Here is a 15219-nt window from a genome sequence, read left to right on the forward strand (position 1 = left end):
GACGACCATGCCTGACCACGACGGCACGCTGCGCCGCATGTGCTGGGTCTTCCCCGACCGGGAGTCGACCATGGCCCTGGCGATGTGGCACCCGTTCTTCTGGGACACCTACGCCGAAGTCGCCGAGGAACTAGGGATGACCTGGTGCCGCCACGCACCCGACGCCATCACCGTCGACGGTCTCGACACCGGCAAACCCCGCGTGTTCCACGAGGGCGAACCGGTCACCCCCGGCGACACCCTGTTCATCACCGCCCTGTACTCGCTGCCGTACCAGGCGATGGACATCTTCAACCAGTACGCCCTCTACGCCGTGCTCGAACAGCTCGGCTTCTACCTGCCGTTCCCGCCGGGCCTGTCCCCGATCGCCAACGACAAGCTGGCGACCCTGCTGTACTTCGCCGACTCCCCGATCCCGCCCATCCCCACCGTCCGGGTCGGCACCGGCCGCGACACCGGCAAGTACGGCTATGAGGCCGCGCTGGACAACCTGACCTATCCGGCGATCGTCAAACCGTCGGGCTGGTGCGGCGGCGGCGGGGTCAACCTGGCCCGCAGCGCCGAGGACATCCGGGGCCTGGCAACCCTCGCCCAGGGCGGCGACACGTCCCTGGTGATCCAGCCCTACCTCGGCGACGGCACCGTCGACTACCGGGTCTACGTCATCGACGGCGAACCCCACCCCCACGTGCTGCGTCGTACGCCCGAAGCCGGGTCGCCGGTGTCCAACGCCAGCCGCGGCGGGATCATGGACTTCCCGCCCGTGCCACCGGAACTGGCCGAGGCGGCCGCCTACTTCGCCCGCAAGCTGCCGATCCCGTTCTTCTGCATCGACTTCCTGCACGACGGCGAGCGGTTCTGGTTCTCCGAACTCGAACCCGACGGCGTGATCGCCCCCGAGTTCGACGACCCGGACCGGACCCTGCAACGCGACATGATCCGCGCCCGCTTCACCGCGTACCGCAGCGGGCACCGGCGCTGGCTGGCCTCCGGCGGCGCGCTGTCCTTCAACCCGGCCAACCTCGGACTGGTGACACGATGACCGCCTTCTCGCTGACAGCCCCGGCCGCCGAGCCGCGCCTGCCCGTCGCGCAGCACAACCTGCGGCTGCTCAAGACGGTGCCCGGCCTGGCATCGCGCTACGCCGACCACGACAAGCTGCTCACCCTCGACGACGTGGCCGCCGTGCCGCCGCTGGCCAAGGACGACCTCAACGTCGCCCTCGCCCACCTGGAACCGAAAGCCCGGCAGGGCGCCACGTGGCTGTTCCAGAGCGGCGGCAGCACCGGCGCGCCGAAGGTCGGCTACGCGCCCACCGGCTTCTACATGCAGGGCGTATGGGACCACTGGAAGGCCCTCGACCGCGACGACGTGTTCGTCAACGCGTGGGGCGCGGGCCGGATGTGGGGCGCGCACTTCCTCGCCGGCGCGTACGCCGACCACGCCGGCAGCCAGGTCATCGCGCTCGGTTCGGTGACCGCCGACGAGTACGCCGACTGGCTGTCGTTCTTCCACACCCGGCAGGTGACCGCGCTCGGCGGCACCCCCAGCGTGCTACGGCTGTGGTTCGCCAACGCCCGCGCGGCAGGCCTGGAACTGCCGCACCTGCGCAAGTTGCTGTGGCTCGGCGAGGCCTGGCACAGCGCGCTCGACGACGACATCGCCGCGGTCGCCCCGCACGCCCAGCGCTGGGGCATGTTCGGCAGCACCGAGACCTGGGTCGTGGGCACCAACTCCCCGCAGTGCCCGCCCGACTGCTTCCACACGCTGCCCGAACAGCTCGTCCACGTCGGCGGCGACGAACTGCTCGACTTCACCACCCTCAACCCCGACATGCTCAACCCGGTGCTGCGCTACCAGACCGGCGACGCCGGAGAGCTCGTCGACTGCCCCTGCGGCGGCGGGCAGGTGATGCGGGTGCTGGGCCGCCGCGACAGCGTCGTGCAGGTACGCGGGCTCGGCCTGCACGTCGACGACATCATCGCGGCCGCCGAACGGCAGCCGGGCGTGTCCCGCGCACAGATCGTCATCACCGAGCAGCGCGGCCGGGCCGCCGCCGTGACGCTGCTGGTGCTGGCCGGCGGCGACTTCGACACCGACGCCGCCGGGCGGCTGCGCCAGGAACTGCTGTCCTCGACGTTCACGCTCAGCACCGCGTTCCTGCACGACCCGCAGTCTTTCCAGGTTCAGATCACCGACTCGCTGATCGCCAACGACCGCACCGGCAAGACCGCCAACTTCGTCCAGCGGGAGCAGCAGTGAAACTGCCGCAGTCGCTCGGGCGGCAGTTCAACCTGTTCTGGGCCGGCAGCGCCGTCAGCAACGTCGGCGACCGGATCACGACGTTCGTCGTACCCACCGTCATGATCTTCGCGTTGCACTCGTCGGCCCTGGAGGTCGGCATCGTCGCGATGGCGCAGTACCTGGGCATCCCGCTGATCGGGCCGATCGCCGGGGTCCTGGTCGACCGCTGGGACAAGCGCCTGACCATGGTGGCCTGCGACCTCATCCGGCTCGCCGCCGTGGCCGCCATCCCCGTGGCGTACTGGCTCGGCGTGCTGTCCACACCGCTGCTGTTCGGGTGCGTCGCCGCCATCAGCGCCGCGACGATCTTCTTCAACGTGGGCGCCCTGGTCGCCGTGCCCGCCGCCATGGACCAGGCACAGCTGGTCCGGGCGTACTCCCGCCTGGAGGGCACCCGCTCGGTGACCGAGGTCGCCGGCCCGTCGATCGCCGCCGGGCTCTACAGCGCCCTGGGCGTCGCCGCGCTGCTCGTCGACGCGGCCAGCTACCTGATCTCGGCGACCTGCTTCCGCTACATGCGCCCCTGGGGCGTCAAGGCGACCCTGCAGGGGTCGGTGTGGTCCCGGCTGACCCTGGGATTCCGGCTCAACTGGGCCGACCCGGTCCTGCGCCGCGTGTCGGTCGCCGCGATCACGCTCAACTCCGGCGGCCCGATCTTCGTCACCGTGCTGCCGATCCTGGCCTACCAGGGCCTCGGACTGTCGGTCGGCGCGTTCGGCGCGGCCATGTCCGTCGCCGCCGTCGGTGCGCTGCTCGGGGCCGTCGTCGCGCCCAAAATCGCCGGGCGGCTCGGCGCGGGCCGGACCATGGCCTGGGCCCTGCTGCTGCACTGCCTGGTCGGACTCGGCGTGCTCACCGCACCGGCGCTGCCCGCCGGGCCGGTGATCGCCGTGACCATGGGCTGCTACGGCTTCTTCATGTCCTGCATCAACGTCTGCAGCGCCCCGATCCGCCAGTCCCGCATGAGCGCCGACAACCAGGGCGTCATGCACGCCGCGTTCCGGACCCTGACCTGGGGCATCATCCCGCTGGCCGCGTTCGTCGGCGGGCTGGGGGTCAACCTGCTCACCGCACCGCTGGGCATACTCGACGCGGCCCGGTGGACGATGGCGGGAGGCACCATCCTGGCGGCGTTCTCGTTCGTCTCCGCGATCCGCCTTCAGCCGCTGCTGGACCAGGCCGACCGCGATCGCGCGGCCGCCGCCGCACCGGTCGCCGCACTCGCGGACACCCCGTCATGAAGACCGTCCTCATCACCGGAACCTCCTCGGGCATCGGACTGGCCACGGCGGTGGCCGCCGCGCAGGCCGGATACACCGTGCTCGCCACCATGCGCGACCCCGGCCGGGCACAGCCGCTGCTGGACGCCGCCCACACGGCCGGTGTCACGGTCGACGTACGCCGCCTCGACGTCACCGACGCCGCGTCGATCACCGACTGCGTCGAGGCGGCGGTCGACACCTACGGGCGGCTCGACGCGGTCGTCAACAACGCGGGCATCTCCAACTTCGACCCGACCATGGAGATGTCGACCATGGACGACCTGCGCGCCAACCTGGAGGTCAACTTCTTCGGCGTCATCGCCGTCAGCCGCGCCGCGATGACCCACCTGCGCGCGGCAGGCGGCCGGCTGGTCACCATCGGCAGCGTGCACGGCATCGTCGGGCAGCCCTTCAACGAGGCGTACTGCGCCGCCAAGTTCGCCGTCGAGGGCTTCATGGAAAGCCTCGCCCCGGTCGCCGCAGCCCACGGCGTCAAGGTGTCGGTCGTCGTGCCCGGCTTCGTGCTCGGCACCCGCTTCGGCGTGTTCCCCGACGTCAACCGCAAGACCATCCAGGCCGCCTCCGGCCCGTACGCCCCGACGTTCGCGGCGTACTTCGACTGGGTCGTCGGCCACGGCTGGGCGGCGACCGGGCAACAGGCCCAGGAGGTGGCCGACACCGTGATCCGCACCCTGACCGCCGACGATCCGCCGTTCCGCGTCGCGACCAGCCAGTGGGCCCAGGACTATTTGTCCGAGAAACTCGCCGACCGCACCGGCGACCGCGTCCAGGCCCTGGCCCGCACCTGGATCGGCCACGCATGACCGCCGTCGAGGATCCGGCCTGCCAGGCTCTCGGCATCCGGCTGGAGCACGTGGACGCCGGCCGGGCGAGGCTGCGCATGCTGGCCACCCCCGCGATGGCGAACCTGCACGGCACCGTCCACGGCGGCTACCTGTTCCTGCTCGCCGACGCGGCCTTCGCGTACGCCAGCAACAGCCACGGCCGCCCGGCCGTGGCCCACAGCGCCCAGATCACGTTCGTGCGCGCCGCCGAAGTCGGCGACCACCTCGTCGCCGAGGCCGCCGAAGTCACCCGCCACGGCCGCAGCGGCGTCTACGACGTGACCATCACCCGCCACACCACCGAGGTCATCGCCGTGTTCCGCGGCAACAGCATGACCGTCGCGACCATCCGCTGAGCAGCCACCAGGAGACAGCCATGCCGGCCAAGTCACTCGCCGACCTCGTCGACTTCGCCCGCCGCAACTCGCCGTTCTACGCCGAGCTCTACCGCGACGTGCCGCAGACCATCACCGACCTCACCCAGCTGCCGATCGTCGACCAGGCGGCGTTCTGGGCGGCGAACCGCTGGCCGGACAACCGGCTGCTGACCGGGCCGCTGACCGACGCGGGCGTGTACAAGTCCGGCGGCACGACCGGCGCCCCGAAATTCTCGCCGTGGACCCGCACCGAGCACGCCGACTCGCTGACGGCGTTCGGCGCCGGCATGGTCCAGGCGGGTCTGCGGCCGGGGCACCGGGTCGCCAACCTGTTCCGCGCCGGCGAACTCTACGGCGGTTTCCTCTACATCGAGGGCGCGCTGCACCACGCGCCGGTGGACAACGTGCGGCTGCCCGTCGGCGGCGCGTCGAACGAGTACATCGTCCAGCTCGTCGAAGACTTCGGGGTCGACGTGATCGCCAGCGAGCCGATGAAGCTGGCGTCGTTGGCCGAGCACATCGTGCGCACCGGGTACGCCGCGGACGGCATCGAACTGGTCCTGTTCGCCGGGGACATCCTCTTCAACGACCTGCGCCCGCTGCTGTCCCGCGCGTTCCCCAAGGCGGCGGTGGCCTCGCTCGGCTACGCCTCGGTCGACGCCGGACTGGTCGGCGGCCCGGTGCCGGGCGACGACGTGCGCGTACACGAAGCGTTCCCGCACCGGACGCTGGTCGAGATCGTCGACGACGCGACCGGCGAACCCGTCACCGAGACCGGCGTGGTCGGCCGGGTCCTCGTCACGAACCTGTTCCGGACGCTGATGCCCATCATCCGCTACCCCGCGGGCGACCGCGCCGAGTGGGTGGACCCGCAGCGCCAGCGTTTCCGCCTGATGGGCCGCTCCGGCGAGGGCGCCCGGCTCGGCGCGGTTTCCATGCCCACCGAAGACATCCGCGACGTGCTCATCGCGGCCGACGCCGACCGCGTCGTGACCGGGATGCAGCTGGTCACGCGTCGCTGGGACGGCAGGAACGGGCTCATCCTGCGCCTGGCGAGCCTGGACGGACCGCCGGACGGGCTGACCGAGCACCTGATCGAGGCCGTCTACCAGGCGCGCCCGATGTATCCGGCCGAGGTCAAGGCCGGTGCCATCCACGACCTGCGCATCGAGTGGGTGACCCGCGACGGGCTGGTGACCAACCCCCGGACGGGCAAACTCGTCCAGGTCATCGACGAGCGCCCCGTCGACGAGTGAACGGTAGGAATGCGCTGATCAGGCGTTGATCAGGCGCTGGCGGCTCAGCTGGTAGCTGTGCGCGCCGGGATGACCCAGGGGCAGCAGGCAGCCGTGGTCGGCCTGTCCGGGGCAGCGCTGCTTCTTGACGATCTCGCGTCCGCAGTCGGACCAGTGCACCCACCAGGTGCCGCCCCACGTCTCGACGCCGGTCGCCACGTGCGGCTCGGGATGCCTGCCCTGTAGGTCGCAGAAGACCACGGCGTCGGGTGCGGCGGGGGCCAGGAAGGCACGCTCGGCCGCGGACAGCTCCAGCTGCCGGGAACACTTCAAGATCAGATCACGCACATGCCGAGCGTACTGGAACAAACCGTTCAGAACGGTCGATCGGCGAGGCCGCTGCCGCCCTGGAGTTCCGGCAGCGGCCCGGACCACGGCAGGAGGGTGGCCGACCGGCCGCGCGGGCGTCGGGCAGCTCCGATCCTCGACGCGGCCGTTCGCGGCGTTCACCCGGCCACCGGCGTCCGAGCAGGTCCACGTCCGGCGCGCGCGGCCGGTCTCGCACCGGCCAGCTCGAACACCTGGATGCGGGTCGTCGCGCCGCGACGCCACTCGTCGCGGCAGTCGCACTCCGCGTCATGCGCCGCCGGGCTCCCGGTGATCTGGCAGTAGACGGCTCGGCTGTCGTGCCAGAGCAGGACCTGCTGAATCACGCGCGGGCAGCTGAAGGCCCGCTCCGGGGCCGGATCGAAGGTGGCCCACAACCGTGCCAGCCCTTCCCCGCGCAGCCCCAGCCCCTGCGCGGCCCTGGCCGCCGCCTCGCGTAATCCGGCCAGGTCACGACTGTCCACCATCGCCTCCTCGACGCTGATGCCGTGAAGTATGGTCAGCCAGCAGGGCGGCGTGTTGTCACCGTCGGTCGCGCGCATGAACCGCCGTTACCCAGTGTGATCGCTCGAAAACATGTGAATCACGCTCAAATCATTCCCGGGTAGCGTGTCAGCGCTGGAGGACGTCGCGCTTCCGGTTCTCGAACTCCGCCGTGCTCAGCTCTCCAGCGGTCCGCCGGTCGGCGAGCTGCCGGATCAGGGCCACCCTGTCGATCGCGGGCGCGGGGTCGGCGAGGTCGGCTTTGAGCAGGTCGAACTCCGCACGGGTGAGTGCCCCGGTGCTGCGCAGCGCGTTCAGCGTCTTCATCCGTGACCAGGTGTCAGGCGCGGCCGGCGCGGGGGCGTCACGCCGCCGCAGGTGACCCTTACGGCGCTGCCGCACCAGCTGCACGATCCCGATGATCCCGACGACCAGGCCCATCGGGATGTTCACCGCCGCCACGATGGACGCGCCCAGCCTCGCGTCCGGCGGCATCGACTCCTGGTTGAGCACCTTGAGCAGCAGCGCGATACCGCCGCCGGCGAAGCCGACCGTCCACAGGATCTGCCCCGCGCCGGGGCCGACGAAGTTCCGCTTACTGGCGATGATCGCGGCGATCCACATCAGCGCTCCGACAAAGGACAGCCAGAACAGGGAGTCGTGACCCTCCGGGCAGGGACGCGCGATCACGTACGGACCACCCGACGCGCAGCTGCCGATGTCGAGCACCTGGTTGAGCCCGAGGCCCAGCAACACGATGCCGACCAGGCCGACGACCAGGCTCGTACCCTCACGCACCAAGGACTTCATCAACGCTCCCGACAGGACGCGACTGCGGCGATCGCAGACCCGCACAGACTGCCACCACCGCGGGCGAAGCCCTGTCCGGAAAGCGACCAACCAGGTCGGCGGTTGTGCACCGGTTGTATGCGCGCCGTCATAACATCCGCGCACGCACCGATCCACAGCGGTTGATCCGGTCCCCGGCCCTGTCGTGACGTGCGCGTCCCCGAGCACGCCCCGGCCACGGCAGCCGCGGCCCACCGAAAGGCACTCCCTTGAGAAGAGGACTCTCCCGCGCCCTCGCGGGCCTGTGCGCGACCCTGCTGGGCGTGCTCGCGGTCGGGGTCGGACCCGCCCGCGCCGCCGGTCCGATGCCGTTCTTCCAGCTCCCGTTCCCGTGCGGGGAGACGTGGCGGCTGGCGACCTACAGCGGCCACGGCGCGTACAACATCGACATGACCTTCACCGGCGGCGGCAGCAACGGCCGGACCATCGTCGCCTCGGCAGGCGGGGCGGTCGCGAGCAAGGGCACCACGCCCCGTGGCGGCAACTACGTGACGCTGGACCACGGCAACGGCTGGCGCACCACGTACTACCACCTGATCGCGCAGTCGCCGCTCGGCGTCGGGCAGTACGTCATCACCGGGCAGCCGATCGCGCAGGTGGGCAGCACCGGCAACTCCACGGGTCCGCACCTGCACTACGAGGTGACCCGCGACGGTTCCGGCACCGAGGCGTGGTTCAACGGCTCGCCCTCCGGCATCAACAGCGAGGGTGCCGCAGCGCGCAACGTCACCAGCGCCAACTGCGGCGTCGCCGCGGGCCAGGTGTACGAGGCGGCCAGCAACAACGGCTGGCGTCCGCAGGCGGTGTCCGGGCCGGGCGGTGCGGTGACCGGGGTGGCCACGGCCGCCATCGGGGTCAACGGCACGAAGGTCCTGTACAGCCTGAACGGCGGCATGATCTTCGAGGCGGCCAGCGACAACAGCTGGCGCAACCTGCACACCGGCGTCGTCGGAGCCCAGGGCACGGCCCTGGCGGCGCTCAACGTCAACGGCGTCAAGCTGGTCTACAACGTCGTCGACGGATACGTGCACGAGGCCGCCAGCAACAACGGCTGGCGCAACCTCAACACCGGCATCGGCGGGGTCGCCAACAACTCGATCGCGGCGATCCAGGTGTCGGGCGTCAAGTACGTCTACAGCATCGTCGGCGGATACGTGCACGAGGCCAGCAGCGCCAACGGCTGGCGCAACCTGAACACGGGCGTGCCGGGTGCGGCCGTCGCCGCGATCACCGTCGGGACCACGAAGGTCCTCTACGTGATCAACAACAATGCCGTGTACGAGGCGACCAGCGCCACCGGTTGGGCCAACAACTGGACCGGCATCTCCGGCATCACCTTCAACACCATCGCCGCGACCAACCTCAACGGCGTGAAGCTGATCTACACCACGGTCGGCGGCTACGTCCACGAGGCCGCCAGCAACAACGCCTGGCGCAACCTCAACACCAACGTCGGCGGCTCACGGATCGGCGTGCTGACCCTCAGCGGAGTCAAGTACCTGTACGCGTCCTGATCCCCGGCCGGGGCCGCGGTTCGATCCTTCCCCATGGAACCGCGGCCCCCCGACCGCGGCGTGCGCTATCAGCCACGCTGACCGTTGGCGTGCAGCCACGCCTGGTAGTGCGGGCGGCGGCTGGCGTAGGCCCAGTACGCCTCGCGGGCCAGGCGCACCAGCCCGTCGAACATGTACGCCACCGGCCCCTGCTCACGGCACAGCAGCAGGTGACGCATCTTCACCGGATCACCGGCCAGCGGCCTGACCACCACGCCGTCGGTGCCGTCGAAGACCGCCTGGCAGGCCGCGATCGCCCGCCGCGTGGCGATCAGCTCACGCAGCGGCTGCGCGTCGGCGACCGTATACAGCACCCGTGGCCTGAACCCGGCCTGCTCGCACGCCACGAGGAAGCAGTCGGGCCAGCCGGAGCCGTCCGGCGGGCTCAGCGCCCAAGGCTCGGCGGCCAGGTCGGCCAGGTCGACCCGGTCCTGACCGGCCAGGCGGTGCTGCTGCGACATCGCGACGAACACCGGTTCCACCGCGACGACCTCGGCCAGCACCGAGACCGGCTGGCGCAGCGGGAATCCCGGGTAGTCGACGGTGGCGACGGCGTCCAGGCGCTCGGCCAGCAGCAGTTCCCACAGCAGGCGGGGCGAGTACTCGGTGGTGAGGCGGACCTCGGCCTCGGGCAGCAGGTCGCTGAGGCGGTCGGCCAGACCGACCGACACCGCCCCGGCGATCCCGCCGAGCCGGATGACGGGCCGTTCGGTCGACGGGTGCTGCCGGGCGCTGCTGCGTAGTTCGTCCATCGCCAGCAGCACCCCGCGGGCCCGGGTGAGCAGGTACTGGCCCAGCGGGGTCGGGGTCACGCCGCGCCGGCCACGCAGGAAGACCTGCGCGCCGAGTTCGCGTTCCACGCGTTGCAGCTGGGCGGTGAGCGCCGGTTGCGATACGCCGAGCAGGGTCGCGGCCTTGGTCAGGCTGCCGGAGTCGGCGATCACACACAGAGAATGCAAATGTCGCAATTCGAGCTCCACGAGCGGCACGTTATGTCACCTCGGCCTCGTGGGGAAGGCCGTGCGGGGTTCCAGCCATCATCTGGCAGTTATGGCGCATCGGGATTGCCGGTGCGGTACCGCCGGGCGGCACAGTGAGACGCCATCCACGCACCGTTGTCGATGTCTTCGGCTCGGCGGCGGCGGGCGTTTCCCGTACCAGCCCTCAGAGGAGGCGCCCATGCGCCGAGATCCCCTGCGTCTCACCGCGGCCGCGCTGCTGTCCGCGGCCCTGACCCTCGCCGCCACGCCCGCCGCCGCCGTGCCGCAGGACCGGCAGTGGCGGGAGGTGTTCTCCCCCGACGGCACCATCGCCAGCATGCTGCTGCCCGCCGAGCGCACCGCCACGATGAGCCCCGACAGCCGGGCCGCCGCGGCGGCCGCCGCCGTGGTCGCGATCCAGAACACCGGGCCGTCGAGCGAGCGGTTCGACCTCGTCGTCGTCGGTGACGGGTACACGTCGGCGGAGATGGGACTGCTGCGCCAGCACGCCCAGGCCAAGTGGGACGAGATCGCCGCGACCGCACCCTGGAGCACACACCGGGCATCGGTCAACGTGTGGCTGGTCGAGGTCGTCTCACCCCAGTCCGGTGTGGACAACGACCCGACCCAGGGGGTCAGCCGCAACACCGCGCTCGACATGTACTTCTGGTGCGGCGGCATCGAGCGCCTGCTGTGCCTCAACGAGACCAAGGCCAAGCAGTACGCCGCGCAGGCCCCCGCCGTCGACGCCATCATCGCGGTCGGCAACACCACCAAGTACGGCGGCGCGGGTTATCCGAGCCTGGCGACCGCCTCCGGCGGCAACGCCCGGTCGGGGCAGATCGCCATCCACGAGCTGGGCCACTCGGTGGGCGGGCTCGCCGACGAGTACTGGACCGCGGGCACCACCTACACCGGCTCCGAGCCACGCGAGATCAACGTGACCAAGTCGTCGGGCTGCGCCAAGTGGTCGTCGTATCTGGGCCGGGCCACCCCGGACGGCGGGACTATCGGCTGCTTCCAGGGCGGGCACCAGTACGCCAACGGCATCTACCGGCCTTCGCAGGACTCGCTGATGCGTACGCTGGGCAAGCCGTTCAACCTGGTCGGCCTGGACGCGATGGACCGCGCCATCCGCGCGAAGATCGGCGGTGGCGGGGGCGGCGGCTGCACCGGGTACCAGAACACCCGCAGCGGCAGCCTGACCAGCGGCGGTTCGGCCTTCCAGCCGGACGGGACCTACTACTACACGGCGGCGTCGGGCACGCACCGCGCCTGCCTGGACGGCCCCGCAGGTGCCGAGTTCAACCTGCAGCTGCAGAAGTGGAACGGGTCCGCCTGGACGGTCGTGGCCAGTGCCGCGACCAGCGGACCCGACGAGACGCTCACCTACAGCGGCACCGCCGGCTACTACACGTACCTGCTGCAGTCGGCGTCGGGCGCCGGTTCGTACACCTTCGCCTACAGCGCGCCGTGACACCGGTCGGGGGCGTCGACAGGCGCCCCCGACCGTCCGAGCCGCCCCTGCAGCGGTCCGGGCGGCGGGTCGCCCAGCGCCGCCAGGGTGCGGGCGATCTCGCGCAGCACCGGGCCGGGGTCGTCGTGCAGGAAGAAGTGGCCGCCGTCGAACACGCGCCGCAGCAGGCCCCGGCTGGTGTGGGCCCGCCAGCCCTCCTGGTCGCGCGGCTGCGCCAGCGGATCTGCGGCACCCGCCAGCGTGATGATCGGAACAGGTAGCGCGATCCCGTCCGGCCGAGCCGCGCCGAACAGGCCCAGGTCGGCGCGCAGCGTCGGCAGGACCAGCCTCATCAGCTCGGCCTCGGCGGCCATCTCGGCCGTCAGGCCGCCCAGGCGCACCAGCGTGGCTACGAGCAGGTCGTCGTCGAGGCCGTGCAGGTCCACGGGCGGCGGCTGCTGCGGCGGCAGGCTGCCGGACACGAACACGCAGACCGGTCCGGGTCGCCCGGACGCCGCCAGACGGCCCGCGAGGTGGTGTGCCAGCCTGCCGCCCATGCTGTGCCCGAACAGCGCGTACGGGCGGCCGGTCCCGGCGGCGTGCCCGCCCACGACCTCGGCGAGCTGTGCGGTGAGCACGTCGAGGTCGGCGACCGGCGCCTCGGCCATCCGGGTGCCGTGGCCGGGCAGCTCGACCGGCAGGAACTCCACACCCTGGCAGGCCCAGCCGGCGTAGGAGCGGGCCGCTCCCCCGGCGTGCGGCAGGCAGAAAACGGAGACTCCACGGCCGGTGCCGCCGTACGGCAGCCAGCGCGTGGAGACGAGGTCGCGCACGGTCAACGGGGTTCCTCACGGTGTTCGGAAGTGGAGTCTGTTCGCCGGGCACCCGCTGAGGTGCCCGGCGTTCACGGTACGCGCTCCTCAGCCGACGGCCTGGCGCTGCCGGGGCAGCTCGGCGACCGGCCGCACGCGGGGCTCGGCGTACTGGACGAGTTCGACGAGCAGCCCGGTCGCGGGCCCGAGGTGCACGAAGGCGATCTGCAGGCCGGGCTGGCCGCCGGGGCGCGGCTCGTCGTCGACCAGCACCGCGCCCCGCGCCCGCAGCACGGCCAGCTCCGCGACGATGTCGTCGACCTCGAACGCGACGTGGTGCAGGCCCGGCCCGCTGCGCCGCAGGTGCCCGGTGACCTGGCTGGACGGCCCGGCCGGGGTGACGATCTCGATCGCGGTCGGGTCGCCCTCGCGCCGCCAGAACTGGCACTCCACGTCGTAGGTCGCGACGATGTCGTGCTCGTCGGGGTTCATGGTCAGCATCCGCAGGCCGGTCGCGGCGGCTTTCAGGTCGGCGGCGACCATGCCGACGTGGTCGATGCGCAGGATCATCGGTCCCCCAGCGCGGTGCTCACCAGGTCGGACAGCTGCCCGACGTCGCCGACGGCCAGGTAGGTGCGCAGGTCGAGCTGTACGCCGAACTCGTCCTCGATGTCGGTGAGCAGCCGCAGCGCGGCCAGGCTCGTCCAGTTGGCGAGGCTGTGGAAACTCGACGCCGGGGAGATGCCGGGCAGCTCGGTGACCCGCTCGACGAGTTCGACGACGGTGCCGGTGACATCAGACATGGGCAGGTTCCTTCCACTCCAGGGTGATCCATGCGGGCACGGCCGGGACGGCCGCGCTGAGGTCGAGGGTGTACGCGGTGACCCCGTCGGTGTCGGCGCCCTCGGTGAACGTCTCGACCAGCGACGCGGCGGCCTTGTTGCGGTCGCCGCGCCGGTAGTCGGCGGCGAGGGTGTCGGCGGCTGCGCCACGGGCGAGCGCGGCGAGGTGGGCGAGCACTGCCTGCTCGACGCCGCGGGAGAACACCCGGCAGCTGAGCACGAAGTTCTCGATGGTCCACCGGTCGCCTGCCGTGGCGACCCAGGCCGCGCCGACCAGGCCCTCGCGGCCGAACCGGTCGGCCACCTCGAACCCGAGCACGAGGTGGTCGGCGGAGGCGGCCATCTCGCGGGTGCGGGGTTCGCCGTGGGCGCGGGGGTGCAGGTTGAACTGGTTGGTGCGCGCGGCGAGCTGCACGATCCGGGGAAGGGTGTACTCGTCGGCGGGGGTGACCGTGACGGTGAGCCCCAGCCCGGCGAGGTAGTCGCCGGTGGACACGAACGACGCGGCGAACTGCTCCCGGTCGGCGCGGGCGCGGTACATGCCGGTGCGCTCGCGGTCGGTGGCGGTCGTGGCCAGCGCGCCGAAGAACTGCGGTTCCAGGACGGCGGCGGCGTGCCCGGCGGGGTCGCCGCTGAGCCTGACCACGCGGACCTCGGGGATCTCCCGGGCGACGAGTTCGCATTCGAAGGAGCTGTCGTCGACGAACACGACGCTGTCCAGGCCGATGTTGAGGGTCTGCACGATCTGGCGGATGTTGTGGTCCTTGCGTCCCCAGTTCGCGACGGTCGCCACGAAGTCGTCGGGGCGCAGCGTGAGTTCGGGGTGGGCGGCCAGCACGGCGTCGACGTTGGCCTGCTCGTTCTTGCTGCACACGGCGAGCAGCACGCCCTGGCGGCGCAGCGCTTGCAGGCTCTGCTGCAGGTCGGTGTAGCAGTTGCCGGGGTAGGCGCCGCCGACCTGGATGCCTTCGGGGCCGTCGTCGCCGAGTACGCCGCCCCACAGGGTGTTGTCGAGGTCGACGATGGCGAGTTTGGCGGACAGGCCCGCGGTGACGCGGCAGAACGCGGCGGCTTCGCGGGCGTACGCGGCTTCGGCGCCGATGGTCCAGGCCATGCTGGCGAAGCGGTAGAGGCGGTCGTCGCGTACGGGGCCAGGGTGGTCGGCGAGCAGCGCTTCGAAGTCGAGGACGTGTACGGCCGGGTGCCGGGTCGGCAGGTCGAGCAGGTGCTGGTTGACGGCGCGCCAGGCGCGGCCGAGGGCGGCCCGGCCGCCGTAGCTGATGACGCGGCGCTGCTGGTTGCGGGCCAGCGGCACGGTGTGCAGGACGACGGTGCCGGTGGTGCGCTGGGTGAACCCGGCGACGGCGTGCTCGATCATGTCGAGGCGGTGCCCGGTCGCGTCGGTGAGGGTGGTCAGGTCGGTGGGGTCCCAGTCGCGGGGCAGCAGCGCCCCGTCGTGCAGCAGGCACAGCGTGACGTCGGGGGCGAATGCGGCCAGGTCCGAGCCGGGGTCGCTGAGTTCGACCAGGAGCTGGTCGAAGCCGCAGACGTGCAGCTGTGGCGCGATCCCGGCGCGCAGCAGTTCGGCGTGCAGGATCGGGGCGATGTTCTCGGCGGTGAACGTGGCCGCGACCGCGACCCGCAGCGGCCGCACGGTCCGGCCGTCGGGGGTGAACCGGACCGGTGCGACGGCGGCCAGGCCGCGGCCCGCTTCGCGCAGCGCCTTGGGGGTGCTGAGGGTGGCGAGGTCGGCGAGCAGGTCAGGGTCGGCGGGTGCGGCCGGGTCGCGCAGCGCGCGTACGCGGGCCAGGACGTCGTTCTCGGTGGTCATGTC

16 protein-coding genes are annotated in these 15219 nt (G+C 71.6%); 8 read left to right on the forward strand and 8 right to left on the reverse strand.

Features of this window, described 5'->3' with window-relative positions; genetic code table 11:
* Positions 1-7 precede the first annotated feature (7 nt).
* From HAV40_RS04700 to HAV40_RS04725, 6 genes are read left to right on the forward strand one after another with little or no spacing between them, the layout of a single operon-like run.
* Positions 8-1042 (forward strand): ATP-grasp domain-containing protein, encoded by a 1035-nt coding sequence (locus tag HAV40_RS04700; protein WP_166379298.1) that lies wholly within the window; start codon positions 8-10, stop codon positions 1040-1042.
* The gene (locus tag HAV40_RS04705; RefSeq protein ID WP_166379300.1) at positions 1039-2262 is read left to right on the forward strand and encodes an AMP-binding protein; all 1224 of its coding nucleotides are present in this window, start codon (positions 1039-1041) and stop codon (positions 2260-2262) included. Before HAV40_RS04700 ends, HAV40_RS04705 begins: the two co-directional genes overlap by 4 nt.
* Positions 2259-3545, forward strand: coding sequence for an MFS transporter (locus HAV40_RS04710; RefSeq protein WP_166379302.1), 1287 nt, complete (start codon positions 2259-2261; stop codon positions 3543-3545). Before HAV40_RS04705 ends, HAV40_RS04710 begins: the two co-directional genes overlap by 4 nt.
* Positions 3542-4390, forward strand: coding sequence for an SDR family NAD(P)-dependent oxidoreductase (locus HAV40_RS04715; RefSeq protein ID WP_166379304.1), 849 nt, complete (start codon positions 3542-3544; stop codon positions 4388-4390). The genes HAV40_RS04710 and HAV40_RS04715 overlap by 4 nt, the downstream gene beginning before the upstream one ends.
* The gene (paaI, locus tag HAV40_RS04720) at positions 4387-4767 is read left to right on the forward strand and encodes a hydroxyphenylacetyl-CoA thioesterase PaaI (RefSeq protein ID WP_166379306.1); all 381 of its coding nucleotides are present in this window, start codon (positions 4387-4389) and stop codon (positions 4765-4767) included. The genes HAV40_RS04715 and paaI overlap by 4 nt, the downstream gene beginning before the upstream one ends.
* A 20-nt stretch (positions 4768-4787) precedes the next feature.
* On the forward strand, positions 4788-6044 hold the full coding sequence (locus tag HAV40_RS04725; RefSeq protein ID WP_166379308.1) for a phenylacetate--CoA ligase family protein: 1257 nt from the start codon (positions 4788-4790) through the stop codon (positions 6042-6044).
* 18 nt (positions 6045-6062) lie between these two features.
* On the opposite strand, the gene HAV40_RS04730 is transcribed toward HAV40_RS04725, so the two are convergent.
* From HAV40_RS04730 to HAV40_RS04740, 3 genes are all read right to left on the reverse strand, one after another.
* Positions 6063-6371: a hypothetical protein gene (locus HAV40_RS04730; protein WP_166379310.1), complete on the reverse strand. Its 309-nt coding sequence runs from the start codon at positions 6369-6371 to the stop codon at positions 6063-6065.
* Between the two features lie 158 nt (positions 6372-6529).
* Positions 6530-6952: a hypothetical protein gene (locus tag HAV40_RS04735; RefSeq protein ID WP_166379312.1), complete on the reverse strand. Its 423-nt coding sequence runs from the start codon at positions 6950-6952 to the stop codon at positions 6530-6532.
* A gap of 70 nt (positions 6953-7022) precedes the next feature.
* Positions 7023-7703 carry an SHOCT domain-containing protein gene (locus tag HAV40_RS04740; protein ID WP_166379314.1) on the reverse strand — a complete coding sequence of 227 codons (681 nt, stop codon included), beginning with the start codon at positions 7701-7703 and terminating at the stop codon, positions 7023-7025.
* A 248-nt stretch (positions 7704-7951) separates the two neighbouring features.
* Here HAV40_RS04740 and HAV40_RS04745 point away from each other — a divergent pair, with 248 nt between their 5' ends.
* Positions 7952-9256 (forward strand): M23 family metallopeptidase, encoded by a 1305-nt coding sequence (locus HAV40_RS04745; RefSeq protein WP_166379316.1) that lies wholly within the window; start codon positions 7952-7954, stop codon positions 9254-9256.
* 68 nt (positions 9257-9324) lie between these two features.
* Here the strand turns inward: HAV40_RS04745 and HAV40_RS04750 are convergent, their stop codons facing one another.
* The gene (locus HAV40_RS04750) at positions 9325-10239 is read right to left on the reverse strand and encodes a LysR family transcriptional regulator (protein WP_239086332.1); all 915 of its coding nucleotides are present in this window, start codon (positions 10237-10239) and stop codon (positions 9325-9327) included.
* 235 nt (positions 10240-10474) lie between these two features.
* On the opposite strand from HAV40_RS04750, the gene HAV40_RS04755 reads away from it, so the two are divergent.
* On the forward strand, positions 10475-11752 hold the full coding sequence (locus HAV40_RS04755) for a M64 family metallopeptidase (protein WP_166379320.1): 1278 nt from the start codon (positions 10475-10477) through the stop codon (positions 11750-11752).
* On the opposite strand, the gene HAV40_RS04760 is transcribed toward HAV40_RS04755, so the two are convergent.
* The 4 genes from HAV40_RS04760 to HAV40_RS04775 all read right to left on the reverse strand — a co-directional run bounded on the left by HAV40_RS04760 (position 11737) and on the right by HAV40_RS04775 (position 15216).
* Entirely contained in the window at positions 11737-12564 is an 828-nt protein-coding gene (locus HAV40_RS04760; RefSeq protein ID WP_239086362.1) for a thioesterase II family protein, read from the reverse strand. The two genes, HAV40_RS04755 and HAV40_RS04760, sit on opposite strands and share 16 nt — an antisense overlap.
* Positions 12565-12651: 87 nt before the next feature.
* Positions 12652-13113, reverse strand: coding sequence for a VOC family protein (locus HAV40_RS04765; protein ID WP_166379324.1), 462 nt, complete (start codon positions 13111-13113; stop codon positions 12652-12654).
* Positions 13110-13346, reverse strand: coding sequence for an acyl carrier protein (locus tag HAV40_RS04770; protein ID WP_166379326.1), 237 nt, complete (start codon positions 13344-13346; stop codon positions 13110-13112). The genes HAV40_RS04765 and HAV40_RS04770 overlap by 4 nt, the downstream gene beginning before the upstream one ends.
* Positions 13339-15216 carry an HAD-IIIC family phosphatase gene (locus HAV40_RS04775; protein ID WP_166379328.1) on the reverse strand — a complete coding sequence of 626 codons (1878 nt, stop codon included), beginning with the start codon at positions 15214-15216 and terminating at the stop codon, positions 13339-13341. The genes HAV40_RS04770 and HAV40_RS04775 overlap by 8 nt, the downstream gene beginning before the upstream one ends.
* Positions 15217-15219 lie beyond the last annotated feature (3 nt).

The organism is Catellatospora methionotrophica (assembly GCF_011297335.1).
GTDB classification, from domain to species: Bacteria; Actinomycetota; Actinomycetes; order Mycobacteriales; family Micromonosporaceae; genus Catellatospora; species Catellatospora methionotrophica.

Excerpts from the sequence above, each read along its gene's own strand:
- HAV40_RS04700 (WP_166379298.1), top strand. The coding sequence starts at position 8 with ATGCCTGACCACGACGGCACGCTGCGCCGCATGTGCTGGGTCTTCCCC.
- HAV40_RS04705 (WP_166379300.1), top strand. The coding sequence starts at position 1,039 with ATGACCGCCTTCTCGCTGACAGCCCCGGCCGCCGAGCCGCGCCTGCCC.
- HAV40_RS04715 (WP_166379304.1), top strand. The coding sequence starts at position 3,542 with ATGAAGACCGTCCTCATCACCGGAACCTCCTCGGGCATCGGACTGGCC.
- paaI (WP_166379306.1), top strand. The coding sequence starts at position 4,387 with ATGACCGCCGTCGAGGATCCGGCCTGCCAGGCTCTCGGCATCCGGCTG.
- HAV40_RS04725 (WP_166379308.1), top strand. The coding sequence starts at position 4,788 with ATGCCGGCCAAGTCACTCGCCGACCTCGTCGACTTCGCCCGCCGCAAC.
- HAV40_RS04735 (WP_166379312.1), bottom strand. The coding sequence starts at position 6,952 with ATGCGCGCGACCGACGGTGACAACACGCCGCCCTGCTGGCTGACCATA.
- HAV40_RS04740 (WP_166379314.1), bottom strand. The coding sequence starts at position 7,703 with ATGAAGTCCTTGGTGCGTGAGGGTACGAGCCTGGTCGTCGGCCTGGTC.
- HAV40_RS04755 (WP_166379320.1), top strand. The coding sequence starts at position 10,475 with ATGCGCCGAGATCCCCTGCGTCTCACCGCGGCCGCGCTGCTGTCCGCG.
- HAV40_RS04765 (WP_166379324.1), bottom strand. The coding sequence starts at position 13,113 with ATGATCCTGCGCATCGACCACGTCGGCATGGTCGCCGCCGACCTGAAA.
- HAV40_RS04770 (WP_166379326.1), bottom strand. The coding sequence starts at position 13,346 with ATGTCTGATGTCACCGGCACCGTCGTCGAACTCGTCGAGCGGGTCACC.
- HAV40_RS04775 (WP_166379328.1), bottom strand. The coding sequence starts at position 15,216 with ATGACCACCGAGAACGACGTCCTGGCCCGCGTACGCGCGCTGCGCGAC.